We start from the raw sequence: 18,376 nt of genomic DNA, 5'->3' as shown, positions 1-18,376 counted from the left end.
TTGCTTCGGTCGAGATGACGCTTCTTTAGGTAGTTGGACACAGGCTAAAGACAAAGACAAAGACAAAGACAAAGACAAAGACAAAGACAAGACTAAAGACAAAGACGGAATACGGGGGTCCTTCACTGCGTTCAGGATGACGGCCCTTTGAGGATACGGCTGCGACGCCCAGGGTCAGGATGGCGGCACTTTTGAGGATGCGGCTGCGCTTGGGTCAGGATGACGGCCCTTCACGTCAGGGAGAGTCGTGAGAGTGTGTGCGTCTCTTCTGGAGTCGCAGAGCCGTGCTTTTTGGTGGTTCGGCGTGGTACTTTCGCTGGTTTTTGAGGCCAATTTGTGGTCTTTTGGGGTTGGCTCACGCTCTCAGGCGATGACTTCGAAGGGGCGCATCATGTCGTTGGCTTCGTGTTCGAGGACGTGGCAGTGGTAGAGATAGTTGCCGGTGTAGCCTTCGAAGCGGACGATGATTCGGGTGATGGTCTTGGGCGGGCACTGGATGGTGTCCTTCCAGCCTGCTTCGCCAGGTGCCGGGGGAACCGCGTCGGCGGTGTAGCGGAGCTTTTTGTAGGTGTAGTAGCTGAAGACGTCGAAGCGACGACGGTCAAGCAGTTGGAAGCGCACCAGGTGGAGGTGCAGAGGGTGGGTGTCCGCGGTGAGATTGACGAACTCCCAGATCTCGGTGGTGTTGAGTTTTGGCCGCTCAGTGACAGGCTCGTGCCACCGCTTGTGGTTGAGCAGCATGAGCATGGAGTTGCCGACTTTGTCCTCATACTCGTCGAGCGTGATGGTGCGGGTGGTGATGGCGGAGGACTCGGGGATGCGCTCGATCGTGCGAAGAGTCTTTGGCACGGAGACCGAAGGATTGGGTGAGGCGGTTTGCGCGGCGACGCGAAACTGGAGGATGTCGAGGGCGCCATTGCGCAGGTGAAGAGTTTTGCCGGCGGATCTGCTGAAGTCGATGAGGACGTCGCCGCGCTCGGCTGGAGCGAGGGTCAGATGCTGGAGGTCGGCTGGGGCGCTGAGGAGGCCCTGGTCGCTGCCGATCTGGGTGATGGGTTCTTGCGTGTCGAGCGAGAGACTGAAGAATCGGCTGTTGGCAGTGTTGAGGATGCGGAAGCGATAAAGGCGCGGCTCGACTTCGAAGTAGGGGCGGATCTTTCCATTGATGAAGATGCCGTCGCCTTCGAACTCGGAGACCCAGGGGTGCTCGGGGTCGCCGGAGGTGGGGTAGAAGAGCTGGCCGTCGGCGGTGAGTTCGCGGTCGTAGAGGATGAGGGGGATCTCGTATTTGCCGGAGGGCAGATGGAGCGAGTCTTCCGCCTCGTCGCGGACGAGGAAGAGGCCGAAGAGACCGGCGTAGGTGTTGAGGCGGTTGAGGCCCATAGCGTGGTCGTGATACCAGAGGGCGGCAGCGTCCTGTTTGAGCGGATAGACGCAGGTGCGGCTTTTGCCGGGGACGAACCAGTCGGTGGGGTAGCCGTCGGCTTTGGAGGGGACGCGAGCGCCGTGGACGTGCGTGGTGGTGCGGACGTCGGGGATGTCGTGGCCGCAGCCGTGGAGGCTGTGGTCGATGGGCAGAAAGTGTGTGGTGGGAAGGTTGTTGACCCACTCGATCTCAAGGGGATGGCCGGAGCGCGCTTCGATGATGGGGGCGAGCGGCGTTGGGCCGTAGCTCCACATGCGGGTGGGGGGGACGTCGCGATGGATTTTGGCGTGTATCTCGCGCATGGTGATGCGGAGTTTGCCGGGATGCGCTACGCCCATGGTCTCGGGGACGGGGAGCGCGTCGACGAAGGGGGTGAGCTGAAGGACGTGCAGCATCGGGACGTTTTTGTCCGGGGCGTTGGGGATGGGCTTCTGGGCGGGCGACATCTGGCGCATGTCGTGCATCTGGCCCTGCATTTGGGCGAAGCCGTGGCGGGAGCTGTAGAGGAGGCCGAGGGCGGCGGTCTGTTGCAGGAAGCGGCGTCGGGACGAGCTGGAATCGGACAACGGGCGGGCTCCGGAATTAATGAGGCTAGCAAAAAAGCACGCACTCCGCTGGGGAGTGCGTGCCTTCAAGGATACGAAGTAAATGTGACGGCTATGTAAACAGTGACGTTAGTTGCCGCTGGTGACCTGGCCAGTGGTGGGGCTGAGGATAACGACGTTGGGTGCTGGAGGAGCAGCGCCGTTGGAGAAGTTGAACATCTTGTTCAGGCTTCCGGCGATTTTGTCGAAGGAGCCACCACCGATACGAGCACCGGAGAGGAAGGTGTCTTCGATGAACTGGGTGATGGAGGATTGGTCGGTCACGGTGTGGTCTACGAAGTTCGGTTGAGCCCATGGCGAGATGACCATGAGTGGCAGACGGGGACCATAGCCGCAACGGCCCTGGACGGGGTTGTTGGTGGCGACGCCGCCGAGTGCGTTGGATCCGTTGGCGGTGCTGGTGCTGCAGACGCCGGGGCTGGTGAAGGCATCCAGAGCAGTCGTGGAGCCGTTGACGATGTTGAAGACATGGTCATACCAGCCGTCGGAGTCGTCGTAGGCGATGATGATGGCGGTGCTGCTCCAGAATTGTGAATTCTGGATGGCGTTGATGGTGTTGACGACGAAGGTCTGCTCGTCGATGGGGTCAGAGTAGCCGGCGTGGGCGTCCTGGAAGCCGGGGGCCTTGAGGAAGCTGACTGCGGGCATGTTGCCGGCGGCAAGAGCGTCGGTGAAGTCGTGCATGTCGTACTGATGGTTCGCCTGGTCGGTGGTGCCGATGGCAGCGATCGAGGTGGGGCGCAGGTGATTCAGGTTTGCGGTGCTGGCGTAGTACTGGAAGGGCTCGTGGTGGGGGATGTAATCAACCTTAGGTGATTTGGTGATGGCGGAGGTGGTGCTGCGTTTGCATCCGGTCGAGCCGTCTGAGTTGGTTATGGTGAGGTCGAAGCCGCCCTCGAAGAAGCCCCAGGTGACTTTGCCTGTGTTGAGAAGATCGCCGACGTTCTTGCCGGTCATGCTGATGGTGCCGGATCCGGAGCAGATGTCGCCGGCGGGATCGGGATCGTCGATCTCTGTCAATCCGCCCTGTCCATCGTCGATGGTGGATCCTGAGTTGTCTGTATCGATAGCCCCGTTGGTCTGGCCGGAGATGAGGTTGAGAGCGCCAACGGTGGAGGGACCGAAGGTGGTACCGAACGAGTTGTCGTTGATGGCGTAGCGCTGGGCGTAGTTCCAGAGTGCGGTGACGGTGTTGCCGTCATAGTAGCCCATGGTGAGTCCGGTTGTGGCTGTGATTGCGGGAGCGCCAGTGGACTGGGAGAGAGTAGTGGGGTTCGGCGTACCGACGGAGAGCGGGAAGAGATCCATCTTTCCGTTGTCGAATGCCAACTGCTCGGGGTTGTAGTCGTGGTCCTGGTCGGCGGTCGCAGCCTGGGCGATGTCGAGACGGAAGGGGTTGGTGGCTCCGGCGAGATTCAGGATGTTGCGATTGGGGTTGTTCGAGAGCAGGCCCGCAGAGGTGAGGTTAACCGGGACGGGAGTGCCAGCCTTTGCGGTGAACTGTGATTTATTGCTGGGCAGGTTGGCCGCGACCGGGTAGGTGCCGAAGTAGTGGTCGAAGGAGATGTTCTCACCGAAGATGACGACGACGTGCTTGATGGCGGCAGAAGCGGTGGTCGGCGTCGGAGGTGTGGGCGGCGGAGTGGTGTTCGAGTTGCCGTTGCCGGCGGGATTGCTGAGCGTGCCCTGGCCGCAGCCACTTAGGATGAGGGTCGAAGACAACGAGAGGGCAAGGAGTTTCCGAATCATTTTTTGAGCCTCAAAAGTTTTGAAAATGAGTGCAGGTGCAATTTTGGGCTTGGAAAACGTTGCGGATGTGAATTGAAGTTGAACATCAGATGAATTAACGGGAGGTTACGGAAGTATGAATCTGTCGATTATGTCGAGTTTTAGGTGCGAAACAGACACGCCATACAATTCAAGAGATGGGATTTTCGTTTGAAGTCGACAAAGTTGCTGAGGGTGGCGGGCGCAGGGGGCGGCTGAGGCTGCCGCATGGCGTGGTGGAGACGCCGGTGTTTATGCCGGTGGGGACGGCGGCGAGCGTGAAGGCGGTGCCGCAGAGTCTGCTGGAGGTGGTCGGCGCCGGGGGGAAGGGCGCGCAGATTATTCTGGCGAATACGTACCATCTTTATCTGCGGCCGGGGCATGAGCTGGTGAGGCGGATGGGTGGGGTGCATCGGTTTATGAGCTGGGAGCGGCCGATGCTGACGGACTCGGGTGGGTTTCAGGTTTTTAGTTTGAGTAAGTTGCGGAAGATTACGCCGGATGGTGTGGAGTTTCGATCGCATCTGGATGGGAGCAAGCACTTCTTCTCGCCGGAGCACTCGATGGATGTGCAGATTGCGCTGGGGGCGGACATTGCGATGGTGTTCGATGAGTGCGTGGAGACTCCGGCGACGTGGGAGCGGACGCGGGAGTCGATGGGGTTGACTCATGCCTGGGCGTTGCGGTCGAAGGATCACTTTGAGCTGCATAAGGAGCGGGTGCCGTGGTTTGAGGCGCTGGGGGGAGCTACGCAGAGTCTGTTTGGGATTGTGCAGGGTGGGATGTATGCGGATCTGAGGAAAGAGAGCGCGGAGCGGCTGGTTGAGATGGACCTGCCGGGATATGCGATTGGGGGGCTGGCGGTGGGTGAGCCTAGGGAGGTGACGCGGGAGATGATTGCGCGGACGCTGGAGCATCTGCCGAAGGACAAGCCGAGATATGTGATGGGGGTGGGGTATCCGGATGAGATTGAAGAGTGTGCGCGGATGGGTGTGGATATGATGGACTGCGTGCTGCCGACGCGGGCGGGGCGGCATGGGTTGCTGTTTACGTCGGAGGGGCGCATCAACATTAAGAAGAAGGAGTATGCGGAGGATCAGGGGCCGATCGACGCTCGGTGCGGGTGCATGGTGTGCCAGCGGTATACGCGGGCTTATCTGCGGCACTTGTTTGCTTCGGGGGAGCCGTTGAGTGCGGTGCTGAATAGCTTGCACAATATCGCGTTTTATCTGGATACGATGGATCGGGTGCGGGGGGAGTTGGTGGCGGGAGTTGCGGCGCAGGCTGGGGTTTAGTGGCTTGATGGGTATGAAGTTTGCGGCCTGACGGTGGTGATACTTCGTCAGGCCGCAATGGTTTTTGTTTGCTATGTTTTGTTATCGCTACGTGTTTTTGTTACGGGACGAAGCCTGCTGCTTTCAGGGCTTTGTAGTTGTCATACTCGTTGGCTTTCTTGAGCATGTCTTCTACTTCGGCGGGGGTGTCGTGGGGGGCGAAGGGCTGGGCGGAGTCTGCGATGGCGTAGGCAGTGGCCGCTGTGGTGGCTACACCTTGAGTCAGGTCGGCCTGAACGACGGAGTCGAAGGTGTCGGAGGCTTGGTGGTGGAGCTTGAAGTACTTATCGACGCCGTTCCAGAGAACGAGGGTGGGGACTCCGGCGACATCAAAGCCTGCGTGGTCGGTCTCGAAGAGGAACTCGGTGTCGGCGTTGGTGCCGTCGGAGCCGAGACCGGCGAGTAGAGGTTCGATGTTGGTGAGGGCTTGTTTTTCGTCGGCGCGGCCCATGAGGTACCAGCCCTTTGAGGGTTGAGCGCCGGTGTCTGAGATGAGGACGGCGTCGATAGAGGCCATGTCGGCGGCGTGTTTCTTCGAGTAGGAGTTGGAGCCGACGAGACCTTGCTCTTCGCCACCGAAGAGGATGAAGCGCATGGTGCGGCGGGGCGGACGACCGAGAGCCTGGACGGCGCGGGCCACTTCGAGGACGGTGGCGACGCCGGTTCCGTTGTCCTGTGCGCCGGTCCCGGGGTGCCACGAGTCAAGGTGGGCGCCGACGATGACGATGGAGTTGGGCTCTTCGCGGCCGGGGATCTCAGCGATTACGTTCTGGACCTCGGTTGCGGGGCGGACTCGGTTCTTGAAGGAAAAGTGGACCGTCACGGGGCCTTCGTCGAGGAGGCGCTTGATGAGGAGCTCGTCTTCGAGGCCGATCTGTGCGGCGGGGAAGGTAGCCATAACCCCGTTGAAGCTGATGGAGTCGGCGTTTTGCGTGCCGTTGGCGCTGCCGGTGAGGAGAACAGCTTTGGGTGCGAAGGTGTTGAGCAGGGTGATCGCCTTGAGTTCATCGCCGATGGCGGGATGCTCACCGAAGCTAGCGCTATCAAAGAGGACGATGTTGCCGGTGATCTTGTCTTTTGCGGCTTGCAGCTTTTCGATGGGGAGTACCTGGGAGATGTAGACGACTTTGCCGGTGATGCCTTCGGCGGGGGTGGATGGACTCCATCCGGCGGAGAAGATGTGGAGCGGCTGGTTGCGCGGCTCGATGATGTTGCCGACGGCGGGTGTCTCGGGCTCCCATAGGGTGGGCATGGTGAAGGATTCGGTGTGGATGTTTTTGAGGCCTAGGGATTTGAATTCGTCTTGCGCCCAGGAGACGGCGTGGACGTAGTTGTCGGAGCCGGTGAGGCGCGGGCCGATGTTGTCGGCGAGGTGGCGGTCGTAGTCGTAGGCTTTGCCGTTGACCATGACTTCGCCGATGAGTTTGCTGACGGCGGCGCGGGTGTCAGGCGAGACGGAGGCTGGAGTTGCGGTGGATGTTGCGGGGGTCTGAGCGAGGACGCACGGGGTCGCGATGGCGACGGTGAAAAGAGCAGTTAAAAGACGCATCCCGGTACGGTATCACGGCGCGAAAATGCTTTGATAGGCGTTAGCTTGCGGCATGTGGTCAGGTTGAAAAATCACACCAAATCAAATAGTTACCGAGTAGTAACTACATCGACTCTGTACTGCCATCGGTGAGACCATTTGCTTCTGGATACTCGCAGAGGTGTACGTGGGAAATCACTTGCTGTTTCTTGGAAATGTTAGCGCTCACTTGGTGGCGCTTATGAGTGGCATCGCGTCTTTCATTCTTGCCACGGTTTCTGCCGTGAAAAAAAAGCCAGTAGTTGCGAAATGGTTTTGGGTAGCTGGAGCCATTTGTTTGGTAGCCGCTTGCGATGGCGCTTGGCAAGATGAACACCGCAATTCTCAGGTTATGGCCCAGGAGAAGTCCTCTATTGCCAGCGACTACGGCAGATGCCAGAGCAATGCTCAGATTGAAGCCGCGTATATGAGAGGTCTAGAACAATCAAATTTAAATCAACGACAAACAGTAGACGAGCAACGTAAGCAAAACATGAATCAGCAAAATGCAGTCAATAATTGCGTAGTGTCATTGGGAAAAATGAATCCCTTGATCAATACAAAGATAGGGGCTGTAGCCATCCAAGTGGCGACTGAAACCAAACCCCCGGCTATTCGTTTCGGATCTCCTATCGTCACCTATTACTATGCGATTGTTTTATCGGCAAACAGGCGGCTAAATTTCTCTGGACGACTGAAGTGCGCAGGGTCATTCAAAGCGAATGCTCCTCAGGTGACGTTAAAGGAGGCGAGTAACGGATTCTTCGGAAGCGGAAACGCGGCCCCGGTGTCGGACAGGGAATATATTTTGACAAACTCTGACACAGGTGGAGTGTGGGATTCCACTGATCCTGTTTATATCGTTGCCAGCAGCAGCAACGCCGATATAAACCCGTGTATTTTTACACTGCCACAGTGAATGCACTGTATTGTGCCATCAGTTATCCATTAGCTAGTCGGCTCAATGATGGCCTAATTGACTGCAACCAATTTTGTGAACTTGATTAGGAAGGGTTGGGAAGACGGAGTGAGGCAATGTCGTGTTTGAGTTCGAGACAGAGGGCTTCGACGACTAGATTGTGGTCTTCCCGTTGAGCGAGGCCAGAGACGGTGACGCTGCCGATGATGCCGGTTCCGGCGATGTGGATGGGGAAGCAGCCGCCGTGGGCTGCGTAGTCGGCGTCGGGAAGGTTGTAGCGGTCGTTGAAGGTGCGGTTGGTCTGCTCGAGTGAGAGGCCGATGGCGTAGGAGCTGCGATGAAAGCGGGAGACCACGTTGCATTTGCGCTGGACCCAGCGGGGGTTGTCGGGTGTTGTGCCGGCGAAGGCGGTGTAGAAGAGGGGCTGGTAGGGATCGCCAAAGCGGCGGATGTCGATGACGATGGAGTGCTTGCGAGTGGTGGCCAGATCGCGGAGGCTGAGACCGAGACGCCAGGCAGTGTCGTAGTCGAAGCTGGTGAAGCGGAGTTCAGCTTCCTGTCGGGCGATGATGGCGAGGTCTTCGGAGAGGGACATTTCGGATTGGCTCCTTCGTTGTTTCGGTGGTTCGCTTTGGCAGAGAGTGATGAGTGTTGCAAGCAGTGTATGAGATTGCGTTGAGCTGGATTGGGGCTGGCCGAGATGTCGGATAAATTTGGCGTAGTCTGTCTGGAGATTTTCTGGGAGTTTTTTTGAGGGAGGTCGCGGATGACGGGAGCTCAGTATCGGCGAATGGCTTTGAAGCTGCCGGGAGCTTCGGAGGGCGCTCATGGAGGGCATCCGGACTTTCGGGTTGGGGGAAAGATCTTTTGTACTCTTGCGTTTGAAAAGGAGGGGTACGGGGTGCTGATGCTGACGCCGGAGCAGCAGGCGGGGATGGTGGAGGACTCCCCTGATGTGTTTTCGCCGGTTCCGGGTGGATGGGGACGGATGGGGATGACCCGGGTTCGGCTGGACGCGGTGAGCGCCGATGTGCTTGAGGCGGCGTTGAGAATGGCCTGGAAGCGGCGTGCGCCCAAGGGTTCGGCGGGGACGGCGCCTTGACACTGCCGTTCGGTTACGCGATGCTTAGGGGCTAGGCCCTCTTTTGTGCTGGAAGCGAAGTTGCGTCTGTTCTGGCGCTTCTGCGGGGCATTTTTAGATTGCCGCGGCTGGAAGAGATTGAGTAGGGAACGGAGTTTTGATTGATGTTTGCGATGTGGTTGCAGAGTGCGGTGGGCGGGCTGGGTAATCTGGGCAGTCTCGCGCTGCCGATCCTGTTTTTCGTGGTGCTTTACTTTTTGATGATTGCACCGAACCAGAGGAAGCAGAAAAAGTGGCAGGAGATGCTGGGTCAGTTAAAGACCGGCGACCGTGTGACCACGAACGGCGGTATTCGTGGGACGGTGCTGACCGTGAAAGACGATCTGGTTATATTGCGCGTGCAGCCGGATGGCGTGAAGCTGGAGTTCGTCAAGAGCGCGATTGCCGCAGTTACGACGGACGAACAAGCCGCCTAAAGAAGATTTCAAAACAGAAGTATCAGGTTTTAGCAGTATCAGATTTTGAAGCGAGCACGTTGAGATTGAACCGTTAAAAACGGATGAGGAAGAAGCGAGGAGTACGGCGGCGAGGTTGAAGCAAGGCATCGCGGCTGCACCCTTCAATAAAGATCATGGGCAAGAATCTGGCCGGGAAATCGGCATTCATCGTTGCGGTACTGGTGATCTTCTGTTTCGGCATCGTGGGCATTCCACATGGCGGGCTCACGCAGTCGATCAAAGATCGTATTCACCTGGGGCTTGACCTCAAAGGCGGCACGCACCTGGTGTTGGAGGTTCACGTCGCTGAGGCGATTGTTTCAGCCACGGACCGGGACGTAGCGCGGCTGGAGGGCGACCTGCAGAAGGCGGGAGTTGTCGGTGCGACCGTCGGCAAGACGGACCCGGCGCGGCCGCAGACGATTGTGGTGTCGGGGATTCCGGCGGCGAAGCTAAGTGATGCGCGTAGTGTGTTGCAGGGCAGTGACTACTCGACCTATGACGTTGTGACGACTGCCGATGGGAACTCGACGCTGACGATGAAGCTGGGCGCGATTCGGGACCTGGAGACGCGGACGCTGGATACGTCGATTGAGACGATTCGCGAGCGCATCGACAAGCTGGGCGTCAGCGAGCCGGTGATTCAGAAGTACGGGCTTGGTGAGAACCAGATTCTGGTGGAGTTGCCGGGCGTTGATGATCCGGCCCGGGTGGAAGAGATCATCCAGTCGACTGCCAAGCTGTCGATTCACGCCGTTACCGGTGGGCCTTACGAGAGCGACCAGGCTGCGATGCAGGCCAATGGCGGGGTGATTCCTGCTGACTCCGAGCTGGTGCATGGGTCGGGCTCTGCGGGTGCGCCGGATCAGATCTGGTTGTTGAAGCGAGTGAGCGAAGTGGAAGGTACGGACTTCCGCGATGCGCAGCCGGGACAGGATCAGAACGGCCGGCCGAATATCCGGTTCAATCTGACGACGGAAGCGGGCGACCGGTTCTACAAGTACACCGAGGCGCATACGGCGTCGAGCGCAACGCCGGGCTCGATGGCGATTGTGCTGGATAACAAGGTGCGCGAGGTTGCGGGGATTCAGTCGGCGATTCGCGATAGCGGCGAGATTACCGGTGCGTTTACGCAGCAGCAGGCGAACGATCTTTCGTTGATGCTGCGAACGGGCGCGCTGCCGGCTTCAATCTCGTATCTGGAGACGCGGACGGTCGGACCGAGCCTGGGTGCCGCTTCGATTCACCAGGGCATTGTCGCGGCGATTGCAGGCATGCTGGCGGTGATGATCTTCATGCTGATCTACTATCGCGGCGCGGGGATCAATGCTGACCTGGCTCTGATTTTGAACCTGGTGATTTTGCTGGGCTTCATGGGCTTCACGGGATCTACGCTGACGCTGCCGGGTATTGCCGGTGTGATTTTGACGATCGGTATGGGCGTGGACTCGAATGTGCTGATCTTTGAGCGCATCCGTGAAGAGCTGAGGGCTGGCAAGACGGCGGCGACAGCAGTGCAGCAAGGCTTTGCGCATGCATGGGTCACCATCGTGGATACTCACGTGACGACGATCGTGTCGGCGATGATCCTGTTCCTGTTTGGTTCAGGACCGGTGCGCGGGTTTGCCGTAACACTGGCTTTTGGTCTGTTTGCCAATATCTTTACCGCGGTTCTGGTCTCGCGTGTGATCTTCGACACGATTCTGCAGAAGAAAGAACGCGGCGCGGCGCTGTCCATTTAGTTTTTCCGAAAGATTGCGGGCCCTGCGGGGCTGCCGCTGAGGGTTTAAGAGCGTGAGCTTGGAACTGTTTCGTACAACGAATATCGATTGGCTCGGGAAGAAGTGGTACTTCCTTGGGTTTTCTCTCATCTTCTCCGTCTTAGGCGTGCTGAGCATCCTGTTCTGGCATCACATTCCGCTAGGCGTCGACTTCAAGGGAGGAACGCAGGTTCGTGTAGCCTTCGACCAGACGCCAAACGAGGATCATATCCGGCAGGCGATGGATCGCGCTGGCGTCCATGATGCCCGGATTCAGCGGGTCAGTGATCCCAGCGGACATGCTGCAAATAAGGTGATCATTGCGCTGCCGGAGTCGACGGCGACCGACCAGTCGCATGACGCGGGCCGTCAGAGCGTCGAGACCGCTTTGAATGCGAACTACCATGACTCGGCCTTCACGATCGAGCAGGTAGAGATTGTCGGGCCGACGGCGGGAAAGCAGCTGCAGAAGCAGGCGTGGCTGGCGACGCTCTACTCGCTGATCGGGATGCTGATCTATCTGTGGTTCCGGTTTGAGCTTATCTATGGTGTTGCGGCGGTTGTGGCGGTATTCCATGACACGCTGATTACGGTTGGTGCGTTCAGTTTGACGAACCAGGAGATAACCCTTACCGTTATCGCTGCCATCCTAACGTTGATTGGTTATTCGATGAACGACACGATCGTCGTCTTCGACCGCATTCGTGAGAATCTGGCGTTGTCGCGGCGGGAGTCGCTGCATGATGTCGTTAATCGGAGCATCAATCAGACTTTGAGCCGGACGGTGATCTCGTCTGGACTGACGTTTTTGACCGTGCTTTCGCTGTATCTGTTTGGCGGCGAGGTTCTGCATGGGTTCTCGTTCGCACTGGTTGTAGGAATTTTGATTGGAACGTACTCGTCGATTGCGGTTGCGGCTCCGATGCTGGTGGCGTACCAGGATTGGCGGGTGAAGCGGGGCAAGTCAGTGACATTGCCTGCAGGAAAGCGGGCCAAAGTGTAGGGTTCGGCTATTTTGCCGATGGATTGGAATGAACTCGGGAACAAATTGAAGCGACGTGGTGTCTAAAGAAAAATAGCTCTTCTTCACAGTAAAGAGGCTGCATATGTTCGAATCCTCGTTGATGGAATCCGGTGGCCAGATCAAGACCAAGTCCAAGTACTGGATGATTGGGACCTTTATCTTCAATGGCGCGATCCTGGCAACCATGATCCTTATTCCGCTGCTGTATCCTGAGGCGTTGCCGAAGACGGCAATGACCGCCATGCTTACAGCGCCGCCTCCACCCCCACCCCCACCTCCACCACCCCCACCGGCTCAGATTGTGAAGCCGATCAAGATGGTGTCCGAGATCGATCAGGGCTTGCATGCGCCTACGAAGATTCCCAAAGACATTAAGATGCTGAAGGAAGACGCTGCACCTCCGCCGCAGATGGCTGGAGTTGCGGGTATGTCCGGAATGGGTAGCGGAAGCGGCGTCCCGGGCGGCGTGATGGGTGGCATTGGAACTGCGCCTACTCCGGTCGTTAAGGTTGCAGCTCCGAAGGGCCCACAGCGTGTCTCGAGCGGCGTCATTAACGGTCTGGCGATCTCTCAGCCGAAGCCGGTCTATCCTCCAATTGCAAGAGCAGCGCACGTCTCAGGTGCGGTGGTTCTGCAGGCGGTGATCTCGAAGACAGGCACGATTGAGAAGTTGACAGTCGTCAGCGGACCGCAGATGCTGCAGAGCGCCGCGTTGCAGGCTGTTCAGAACTGGCGTTACAAGCCGTATCTCTTGAACGGCGAACCCACCGAGGTGGATACACAGATTACCGTGAACTTCAACTTTGGCGGCGGCTAGACCAAGGCTTAACCATGCGATGACGTCTCCCGCGGGTCTCCCAGAGGTTTCGAACTTTTGGGGAATTCCCGGGTCAAGATTTTGAAAGTTAGAGTTCTAAGAGTTCTATCAGGAGGAAATATTCCAGTGATTCTCGCTCATCTCGCAACAACATTCGCTCACGTCCCTGCCTCACTCGCAATGTACTTCGAGGAAGCCCAGGTCAGCTTCAGTGTCATGGGTCTTTGGGGCAATATGGGTTGGCTCGCGCGCTGCGTCGTCATCCTCCTCTTCATCATGTCGATCTGGTCGCTCGCTGTGATCATCGACCGCGCTCTTTATTTTTCTGCAGCCCGTAAGCAGTCCCGTGAGTTTGCGCCGAAGGTCGCCGGTGCGTTGAAGGATGGCCGTCTGGATGAGGCGATCAAGGTTGCTGACCGCTCCAAGAAGTCGCACCTTGCCGAAGTTGTTACGGCTGGTCTGCAGGAGTTCCGCAGCTTCGGTTCGGGCGGCACGATCACCGACGAGCAGGTTGAGAGCTCGAAGCGCGCGCTTGAGCGCTCTGAGGCTATTGTTCACGCCAAGCTGAAGCGCGGCCTGGGCGGTCTTGCAACGATCGGTTCGACGGCTCCCTTTATCGGCCTGTTCGGTACTGTAGTCGGTATTTTGAACGCGTTCCAACAGATCGCAACCCAGAAGACGTCTGGTATCGGCGCAGTTGCCGGCGGTATCTCGGAGGCCCTCGTAACGACCGCCTTCGGTCTGCTCGTTGCAATCCCTGCCGTTATGACCTTCAACTACTTTACCGGTAAGGTTGAGGCGTTTGACGTCGAGATGGATAACAGCTCGAGCGAACTGGTTGACTACTTCATCAAGCAGAGCCATCGGTAAGCTTTGGTCCTGAAGCATCAAGGAAGTAGCATTACCCTGCGGGAATCACAACTCTGATCAGATCCTCCGGATGTCGCCAGCGAACGACATCCGGAGGCTGAACGGAATCGCAGGGAGAGTAAATACAGCAAACCGGACGGAGCATACGTTATGGGTATCAATAAGCGGGATGAAGGCAAGAAGGTAAATTCCAACATCAACGTGACGCCGATGGTGGACGTGATGCTGGTTTTGCTGATCATCTTCATGGTCATTACCCCCATGCTGAATAACAAGGTCAACGTTGATCTGCCGAAGGCGGATGCCGCGGTAGTCATGGAAGACGCTAACAAGGAAGATGCAGTTGTTGTTGCAGTGACGCGCGATGGAAGGACCTTCCTCGGCGGCGATCAGGTGACGATCGACGATCTTGGACCAAAGATTTCGGCGAAGCTGGAGAACAAGACCAGCAAAGAAGTGTTCATGCGTGCCGATACGCGGGCGAACTACGGCAAGGTGATGGATGCGGTTGATGGCATTCGTTCGGCCGGTGTTAGCCAGCTTGGACTGCTCACCGAGAGAACTGACGACTCGGGTGCGGCACCAGCGAAGAAGTAGATTGGAGATTTCGTAGAGCGCCGGACTCGTATTTACTGGAGCGGTGAGAGTATCTGAAGTACCTGAGGAGAATTGCTATGGGAATGGGTGGAGGAAATACTGGCGGAGCGGTCTCTGAGATCAACGTTACCCCGCTTATCGACGTTCTTCTGGTGCTGTTGATCATCTTTATGGTCATCGTGCCGGTGACGCCTCGAGGGTTGGAGACGCTGGTTCCTCAGCCGCCCAAGGAGCACCATGAAGATCCGATCAATGATCGAACGATCGTGGTTCAGGTGCTGTCGAACGGAGCGGGCGCACCCGCTTACAAGATCAACGAGACCACGATGAACAAGAGCGACCTTGAACCCAAGTTGGCGGAGATCTTTGCGACACGCCAGGAGAAGGTGATGTTCGTCAAAGGTGACAAAGATCTGGACTTCAGCAAGATCGCTGAGGTCATCGACTTTGGCCATCAGGCTCAAGTTGACAACATCGGTCTCATCACGCCCCGGGTCGAAGCCGGGCAGTAAGTTCAGTTCTTGAAAGCTCTCGCACGGGCGACTGGTCCATAAGATCAGCCGCCCGGAGCTTTCTGCAGGTAGTCGTTGTTGATCGAGTGCTCGCTTGCCCAATCTTGTATTGGGAGATGATTGTGATGGCATTCTCAACAAATGGGTCCGTAGGCTCTAGTCTTTCTTCCGAAATCAACGTGACGCCTCTGATCGACGTCTTGCTCGTTATGCTGATCATCTTCATGGTGATTGTGCCGATTGCGTCTCACGGCTTAGAGACCTCTCTCCCTTCTACTGATCCCGTGAGGACGTTGAACGAAAATCTGGATAATCCTGTTCTTGTTCAGATTGAACAAGGCTCTTCGTCTATTCGCTACTTCATTAATGGTGTGTCTGTGGAGAGGACCGAAATTCGACCGAGGCTGTCCGATCTGCTCTCACAGCGATCTGGCCGGCGGATGCTTTTGAAGGCGGATGCGGATTTGGACTTCGGCATTATTGCGGGAGTACTCGATGCAGGTCAGGCCGCTGGAGCACAAGGCATCGGGCTGATGACGCCAGGGGTTCAGGATTCAGCTCTAAAAAGATGAGATCAAGTCTTTGTTGAGCGCCCGTGTTTGAGCGGAGGAAATCTTACCTCGTCCGCTCTCAGGGTGGCTCCGCTCGTCTGTTTTACGCTAGACTTTCTAAGCTTGCTCAATAAACTGATATTCGCCAATCTTGGCCACAGGCCTATTCGTACCTTGCTCAGCGTGCTTGCCATTGCTGTCGAGGTGACGATGATCCTGACGCTGGTTGGGGTCAGCTACGGCACTCTTGATGAGAGCGCGCAGCGAGCGCGTGGCGTCGGGGCCGACATCGTCTTCCGTCCGCCTGGGTCCTCGGCACTCGGGCTGAGCACCGCTCCGATGAGCGAAAAAATTCCGGCGATCCTGATGAACGAACCGCATGTCGCGTTTGCGATGGGGACTGTCGTTCTTCCCCTTGGCGGCGGGTTTGATTCGGTGACCGGCCTCGACCTCGATCAATTCACCAAGCTGAATGGCGGCTTTCATTTTCTCGAGGGCGGCCCGATGGTCAACGATGACGAGCTGATCGTCGATGAGGTCTACGCCAGGCAAAAGAAGTGGCACGTTGGCGACACTGTGGATCTGATCAATCATCAGTGGAGGGTCGCGGGCATCTTCGAGCCGGGGAAGCTGGCGCGAATTGCTGTGAAGATGCATGCGCTGCAGACCGACACAGGAAACCCGGGGCACCTGAGCCAGATTTACGTCAAGCTGGATGATCCCAAGCGGGCCGATGCGGAGGTCGATGCGTTGCGCGCCAAGTATCCGGGCTATCAGATCTTTACGATGGAGTACTTTACCTCGCTGCTCTCGATCAACAACGTTGGGCTGCTGAAGAACTTTATCTATGTCGTCATTGGAATCTCCATCATCGTTGGCTTCATTACCGTGTTTATGGCGATGTATACGGCTGTGCTGGAGCGAACACGAGAGATTGGGATACTGAAGGCGGTGGGCGGTTCTTCGGGGCTGATTCTGAATATTCTGTTTCGCGAGACGTTCGCGCTCGCGTTGCTGGGAGCAGCCCTGGGCATTGTGTTGACCTACGGGACGCAGTGGCTCATGAAGCACGCAGTCCACGCAAGCCTGGTGCAGGAGACGGTCTATAGCTGGTGGCCGATTGCGACCGGCATTGCGGTAGCGGGAGCCTTGCTCGGCGCGATCGTTCCCGGCATCAAGGCGGTCAAGCAGGATGTCACGGAGGCTCTTTCGTATGAGTGAGCCCGTGATTATTGAAGTTCGTGGTCTGACCAAGACGTACCAGGTGGGTGATGTTGCGGTCCATGCGCTGCGCGGTGTCGATCTTGAAGTAAAGAAGGGCGAGTTTGTCGCGATCATCGGCGCCTCTGGCTCTGGAAAATCGACGCTCTTTCACATCCTTGGCGGGCTGACGCCAATGAGCTCAGGAAGTATTCAGATCAACGGGCGCGACCTGGCTGGTATGACCAACACGGAGCGAACCAACCTCCGGAAGACCACAGTCGGGTTTGTCTTTCAAAAGTACAATCTGCTTCCGACGCTGACTGCCGAGGACAATATCCGCATCGTGCAATATATCGGCGGGCGCCAGACGGCGTTTGATTCGGCGTTTCAGGAGATTTTGCAGCTCCTCGGTATCCTCGACAGGATGAAGCACAAGCCTCGTGCGCTCTCAGGAGGCCAGCAGCAGCGGGTTGCGATTGCTCGAGGCATCGTCAATTCGCCCGCAATTTTGCTGGCCGATGAGCCGACCGGCAATCTGGACAGCGAAAACTCGGCCGCGGTGTTGAATCTGATGAAGGACCTGAACCGGCGTCTCGGACAGACGATTCTGATGATCACTCACGACGCGGATGCGGCCTCGTATGCTGACAGAATTGTCAAAATGCGCGATGGGCGTATTGTATGAGGGCGAATGTTTAGTGCTCCGAGTGGACTTTGAGGCTCGAGGGTGCATCGTATCGTATAGAGCTTCGATCTGAACAGAATCGTATCTATCATGAAAAATCGGTTGGCAGTAACCAAAGATCGGTGAAAGAATGGATCCCCTAGTCACGTTGGGAGATATACCATTACAATCAATCGATAGCCGAGAAACGTGGTCAGATAGTTTCATATTTTCTGTGCAACACAAACTCGCGCCTAATCTGAAGGAGACGATTCGCCCAATGAAATTCACCGCACGGATTCCGGTTACGGCCGCTCTGCTGGCGCTGCTTCTTACTGCAACTGGCTGCAACGTTCTCAAGTCGCGGGACCAGTTGACCAAGGGAGTGCAGGCATTTAAGAATGCACGATATGAAGAGGCGACGAACCACTTCCAGAGCGCGATTGCCCTGGACCCTAAATCCGAGGTAGCCAAGCTGTATCTAGCAACGGCGTATTCCTATCAAGTTGTTCCGAATCTGGATACACCGGAGAACCTGGCGGTTGCGCAGAAGGCGTTGGACGGCTTCAACGCGGTTCTGGAAAAGGATCCGAACGACCTGACGGCGTTGAAGCAGATCGCCTCCATCAATCGCAATATTAAGAAATTTGATGTCGCGAAGGAATACGAGAAGAAGGTTATCGCGATTTCTCCTAACGACCCCGAGGCGTACTATACCGTCGGCTTCGTGGATTGGACGCTTGCCTACAAGAATGCGATCACAATCCTTGCTGCTGATGGATTGACCGATGCTGGTGATGGCAACCCGAAGAAAAGCAAAGGCGCATGCCAGAAGTTGCAGGCAGCGAATACTGATCTCGTGAACGAAGGATTGCAGTATCTGAATAAGGCTGTCGAACTGAATCCGACGTACGACGATGCGATGCAGTACCTTCAGTTGACCTATCGCCGGAAGGCTGACCTCGCGTGCGGGGATGAACCGGCTCGCAAGGAAGATATGGCGCAGGTGGATTCGTGGATCCAGAAGGCGATGGGCGCTCGCAAGATCAACGAAGAGAAGAAGGAAAAGGCAACTCAGGGCGGCGTAACGATGCAGTAGCCGCACTCGTACCATTTGAAAGAGGCCTCCTGTCATGGGAGGCCTCTTTCATTTGTGTCGCGTTGCCTTATGGGATGTTGATT

Annotated in this window: 18 protein-coding genes; 14 read left to right on the top strand and 4 right to left on the bottom strand. The window is 57.1% G+C overall.

Annotated features, from left to right (window positions below):
* Nucleotides 1-363: 363 nt before the first annotated feature.
* Together RBB82_RS09405 and RBB82_RS09400 are read right to left on the bottom strand one after the other, a co-directional pair.
* Nucleotides 364-1,992 carry a multicopper oxidase family protein gene (locus RBB82_RS09405; protein ID WP_433974866.1) on the bottom strand — a complete coding sequence of 543 codons (1,629 nt, stop codon included), beginning with the start codon at nt 1,990-1,992 and terminating at the stop codon, nt 364-366.
* A gap of 108 nt (nt 1,993-2,100) precedes the next feature.
* Nucleotides 2,101-3,780 (bottom strand): phospholipase C, encoded by a 1,680-nt coding sequence (locus RBB82_RS09400; protein WP_433974865.1) that lies wholly within the window; start codon nt 3,778-3,780, stop codon nt 2,101-2,103.
* Nucleotides 3,781-3,956: 176 nt separating this feature from the next.
* Between RBB82_RS09400 and tgt the strand changes: the two genes are divergently transcribed.
* On the top strand, nt 3,957-5,093 hold the full coding sequence (gene tgt / locus RBB82_RS09395) for a tRNA guanosine(34) transglycosylase Tgt (RefSeq protein WP_433974864.1): 1,137 nt from the start codon (nt 3,957-3,959) through the stop codon (nt 5,091-5,093).
* A gap of 100 nt (nt 5,094-5,193) precedes the next feature.
* On the opposite strand, the gene RBB82_RS09390 is transcribed toward tgt, so the two are convergent.
* Nucleotides 5,194-6,681 carry a M20/M25/M40 family metallo-hydrolase gene (locus tag RBB82_RS09390; protein WP_433974863.1) on the bottom strand — a complete coding sequence of 496 codons (1,488 nt, stop codon included), beginning with the start codon at nt 6,679-6,681 and terminating at the stop codon, nt 5,194-5,196.
* 166 nt (nt 6,682-6,847) lie between these two features.
* Here RBB82_RS09390 and RBB82_RS09385 point away from each other — a divergent pair, with 166 nt between their 5' ends.
* The gene (locus RBB82_RS09385) at nt 6,848-7,618 is read left to right on the top strand and encodes a hypothetical protein (RefSeq protein WP_433974862.1); all 771 of its coding nucleotides are present in this window, start codon (nt 6,848-6,850) and stop codon (nt 7,616-7,618) included.
* A gap of 85 nt (nt 7,619-7,703) precedes the next feature.
* Here the strand turns inward: RBB82_RS09385 and RBB82_RS09380 are convergent, their stop codons facing one another.
* Nucleotides 7,704-8,213, bottom strand: a complete 510-nt coding sequence (locus RBB82_RS09380; protein ID WP_433974861.1) for a heme-degrading domain-containing protein — start codon at nt 8,211-8,213, stop codon at nt 7,704-7,706.
* A 171-nt stretch (nt 8,214-8,384) separates the two neighbouring features.
* Here RBB82_RS09380 and RBB82_RS09375 point away from each other — a divergent pair, with 171 nt between their 5' ends.
* The 12 genes from RBB82_RS09375 to RBB82_RS09320 all read left to right on the top strand — a co-directional run bounded on the left by RBB82_RS09375 (nt 8,385) and on the right by RBB82_RS09320 (nt 18,293).
* Nucleotides 8,385-8,720, top strand: coding sequence for an MmcQ/YjbR family DNA-binding protein (locus RBB82_RS09375; RefSeq protein ID WP_433974860.1), 336 nt, complete (start codon nt 8,385-8,387; stop codon nt 8,718-8,720).
* Nucleotides 8,721-8,863: 143 nt separating this feature from the next.
* On the top strand, nt 8,864-9,175 hold the full coding sequence (gene yajC, locus RBB82_RS09370; RefSeq protein ID WP_433974859.1) for a preprotein translocase subunit YajC: 312 nt from the start codon (nt 8,864-8,866) through the stop codon (nt 9,173-9,175).
* 155 nt (nt 9,176-9,330) lie between these two features.
* Nucleotides 9,331-10,938: a protein translocase subunit SecD gene (secD, locus tag RBB82_RS09365; protein WP_433974858.1), complete on the top strand. Its 1,608-nt coding sequence runs from the start codon at nt 9,331-9,333 to the stop codon at nt 10,936-10,938.
* 58 nt (nt 10,939-10,996) lie between these two features.
* Nucleotides 10,997-11,959 (top strand): protein translocase subunit SecF, encoded by a 963-nt coding sequence (gene secF / locus RBB82_RS09360; protein WP_433974857.1) that lies wholly within the window; start codon nt 10,997-10,999, stop codon nt 11,957-11,959.
* Between the two features lie 103 nt (nt 11,960-12,062).
* The gene (locus RBB82_RS09355; protein ID WP_433974856.1) at nt 12,063-12,797 is read left to right on the top strand and encodes an energy transducer TonB; all 735 of its coding nucleotides are present in this window, start codon (nt 12,063-12,065) and stop codon (nt 12,795-12,797) included.
* A 126-nt stretch (nt 12,798-12,923) separates the two neighbouring features.
* Nucleotides 12,924-13,667 (top strand): MotA/TolQ/ExbB proton channel family protein, encoded by a 744-nt coding sequence (locus RBB82_RS09350; protein ID WP_433974855.1) that lies wholly within the window; start codon nt 12,924-12,926, stop codon nt 13,665-13,667.
* A gap of 150 nt (nt 13,668-13,817) precedes the next feature.
* Nucleotides 13,818-14,264, top strand: coding sequence for an ExbD/TolR family protein (locus RBB82_RS09345; protein WP_433974854.1), 447 nt, complete (start codon nt 13,818-13,820; stop codon nt 14,262-14,264).
* Nucleotides 14,265-14,341: 77 nt separating this feature from the next.
* On the top strand, nt 14,342-14,776 hold the full coding sequence (locus RBB82_RS09340) for an ExbD/TolR family protein (RefSeq protein WP_433974853.1): 435 nt from the start codon (nt 14,342-14,344) through the stop codon (nt 14,774-14,776).
* 125 nt (nt 14,777-14,901) lie between these two features.
* On the top strand, nt 14,902-15,348 hold the full coding sequence (locus RBB82_RS09335) for an ExbD/TolR family protein (RefSeq protein WP_433974852.1): 447 nt from the start codon (nt 14,902-14,904) through the stop codon (nt 15,346-15,348).
* Between the two features lie 63 nt (nt 15,349-15,411).
* Nucleotides 15,412-16,548, top strand: coding sequence for an ABC transporter permease (locus RBB82_RS09330; protein ID WP_433975356.1), 1,137 nt, complete (start codon nt 15,412-15,414; stop codon nt 16,546-16,548).
* Nucleotides 16,541-17,215 (top strand): ABC transporter ATP-binding protein, encoded by a 675-nt coding sequence (locus RBB82_RS09325; protein ID WP_433974851.1) that lies wholly within the window; start codon nt 16,541-16,543, stop codon nt 17,213-17,215. The genes RBB82_RS09330 and RBB82_RS09325 overlap by 8 nt, the downstream gene beginning before the upstream one ends.
* A gap of 259 nt (nt 17,216-17,474) precedes the next feature.
* Complete coding sequence (locus RBB82_RS09320; RefSeq protein WP_433974850.1) at nt 17,475-18,293, top strand: hypothetical protein; 819 nt, start codon at nt 17,475-17,477, stop codon at nt 18,291-18,293.
* Nucleotides 18,294-18,376: the final 83 nt, after the last annotated feature.

Source organism: Tunturiibacter lichenicola, assembly GCF_051013355.1.
Taxonomy (GTDB): domain Bacteria; phylum Acidobacteriota; class Terriglobia; order Terriglobales; family Acidobacteriaceae; genus Edaphobacter; species Edaphobacter lichenicola_F.
This window is presented reverse-complemented; position numbering and strand designations above follow the sequence as displayed.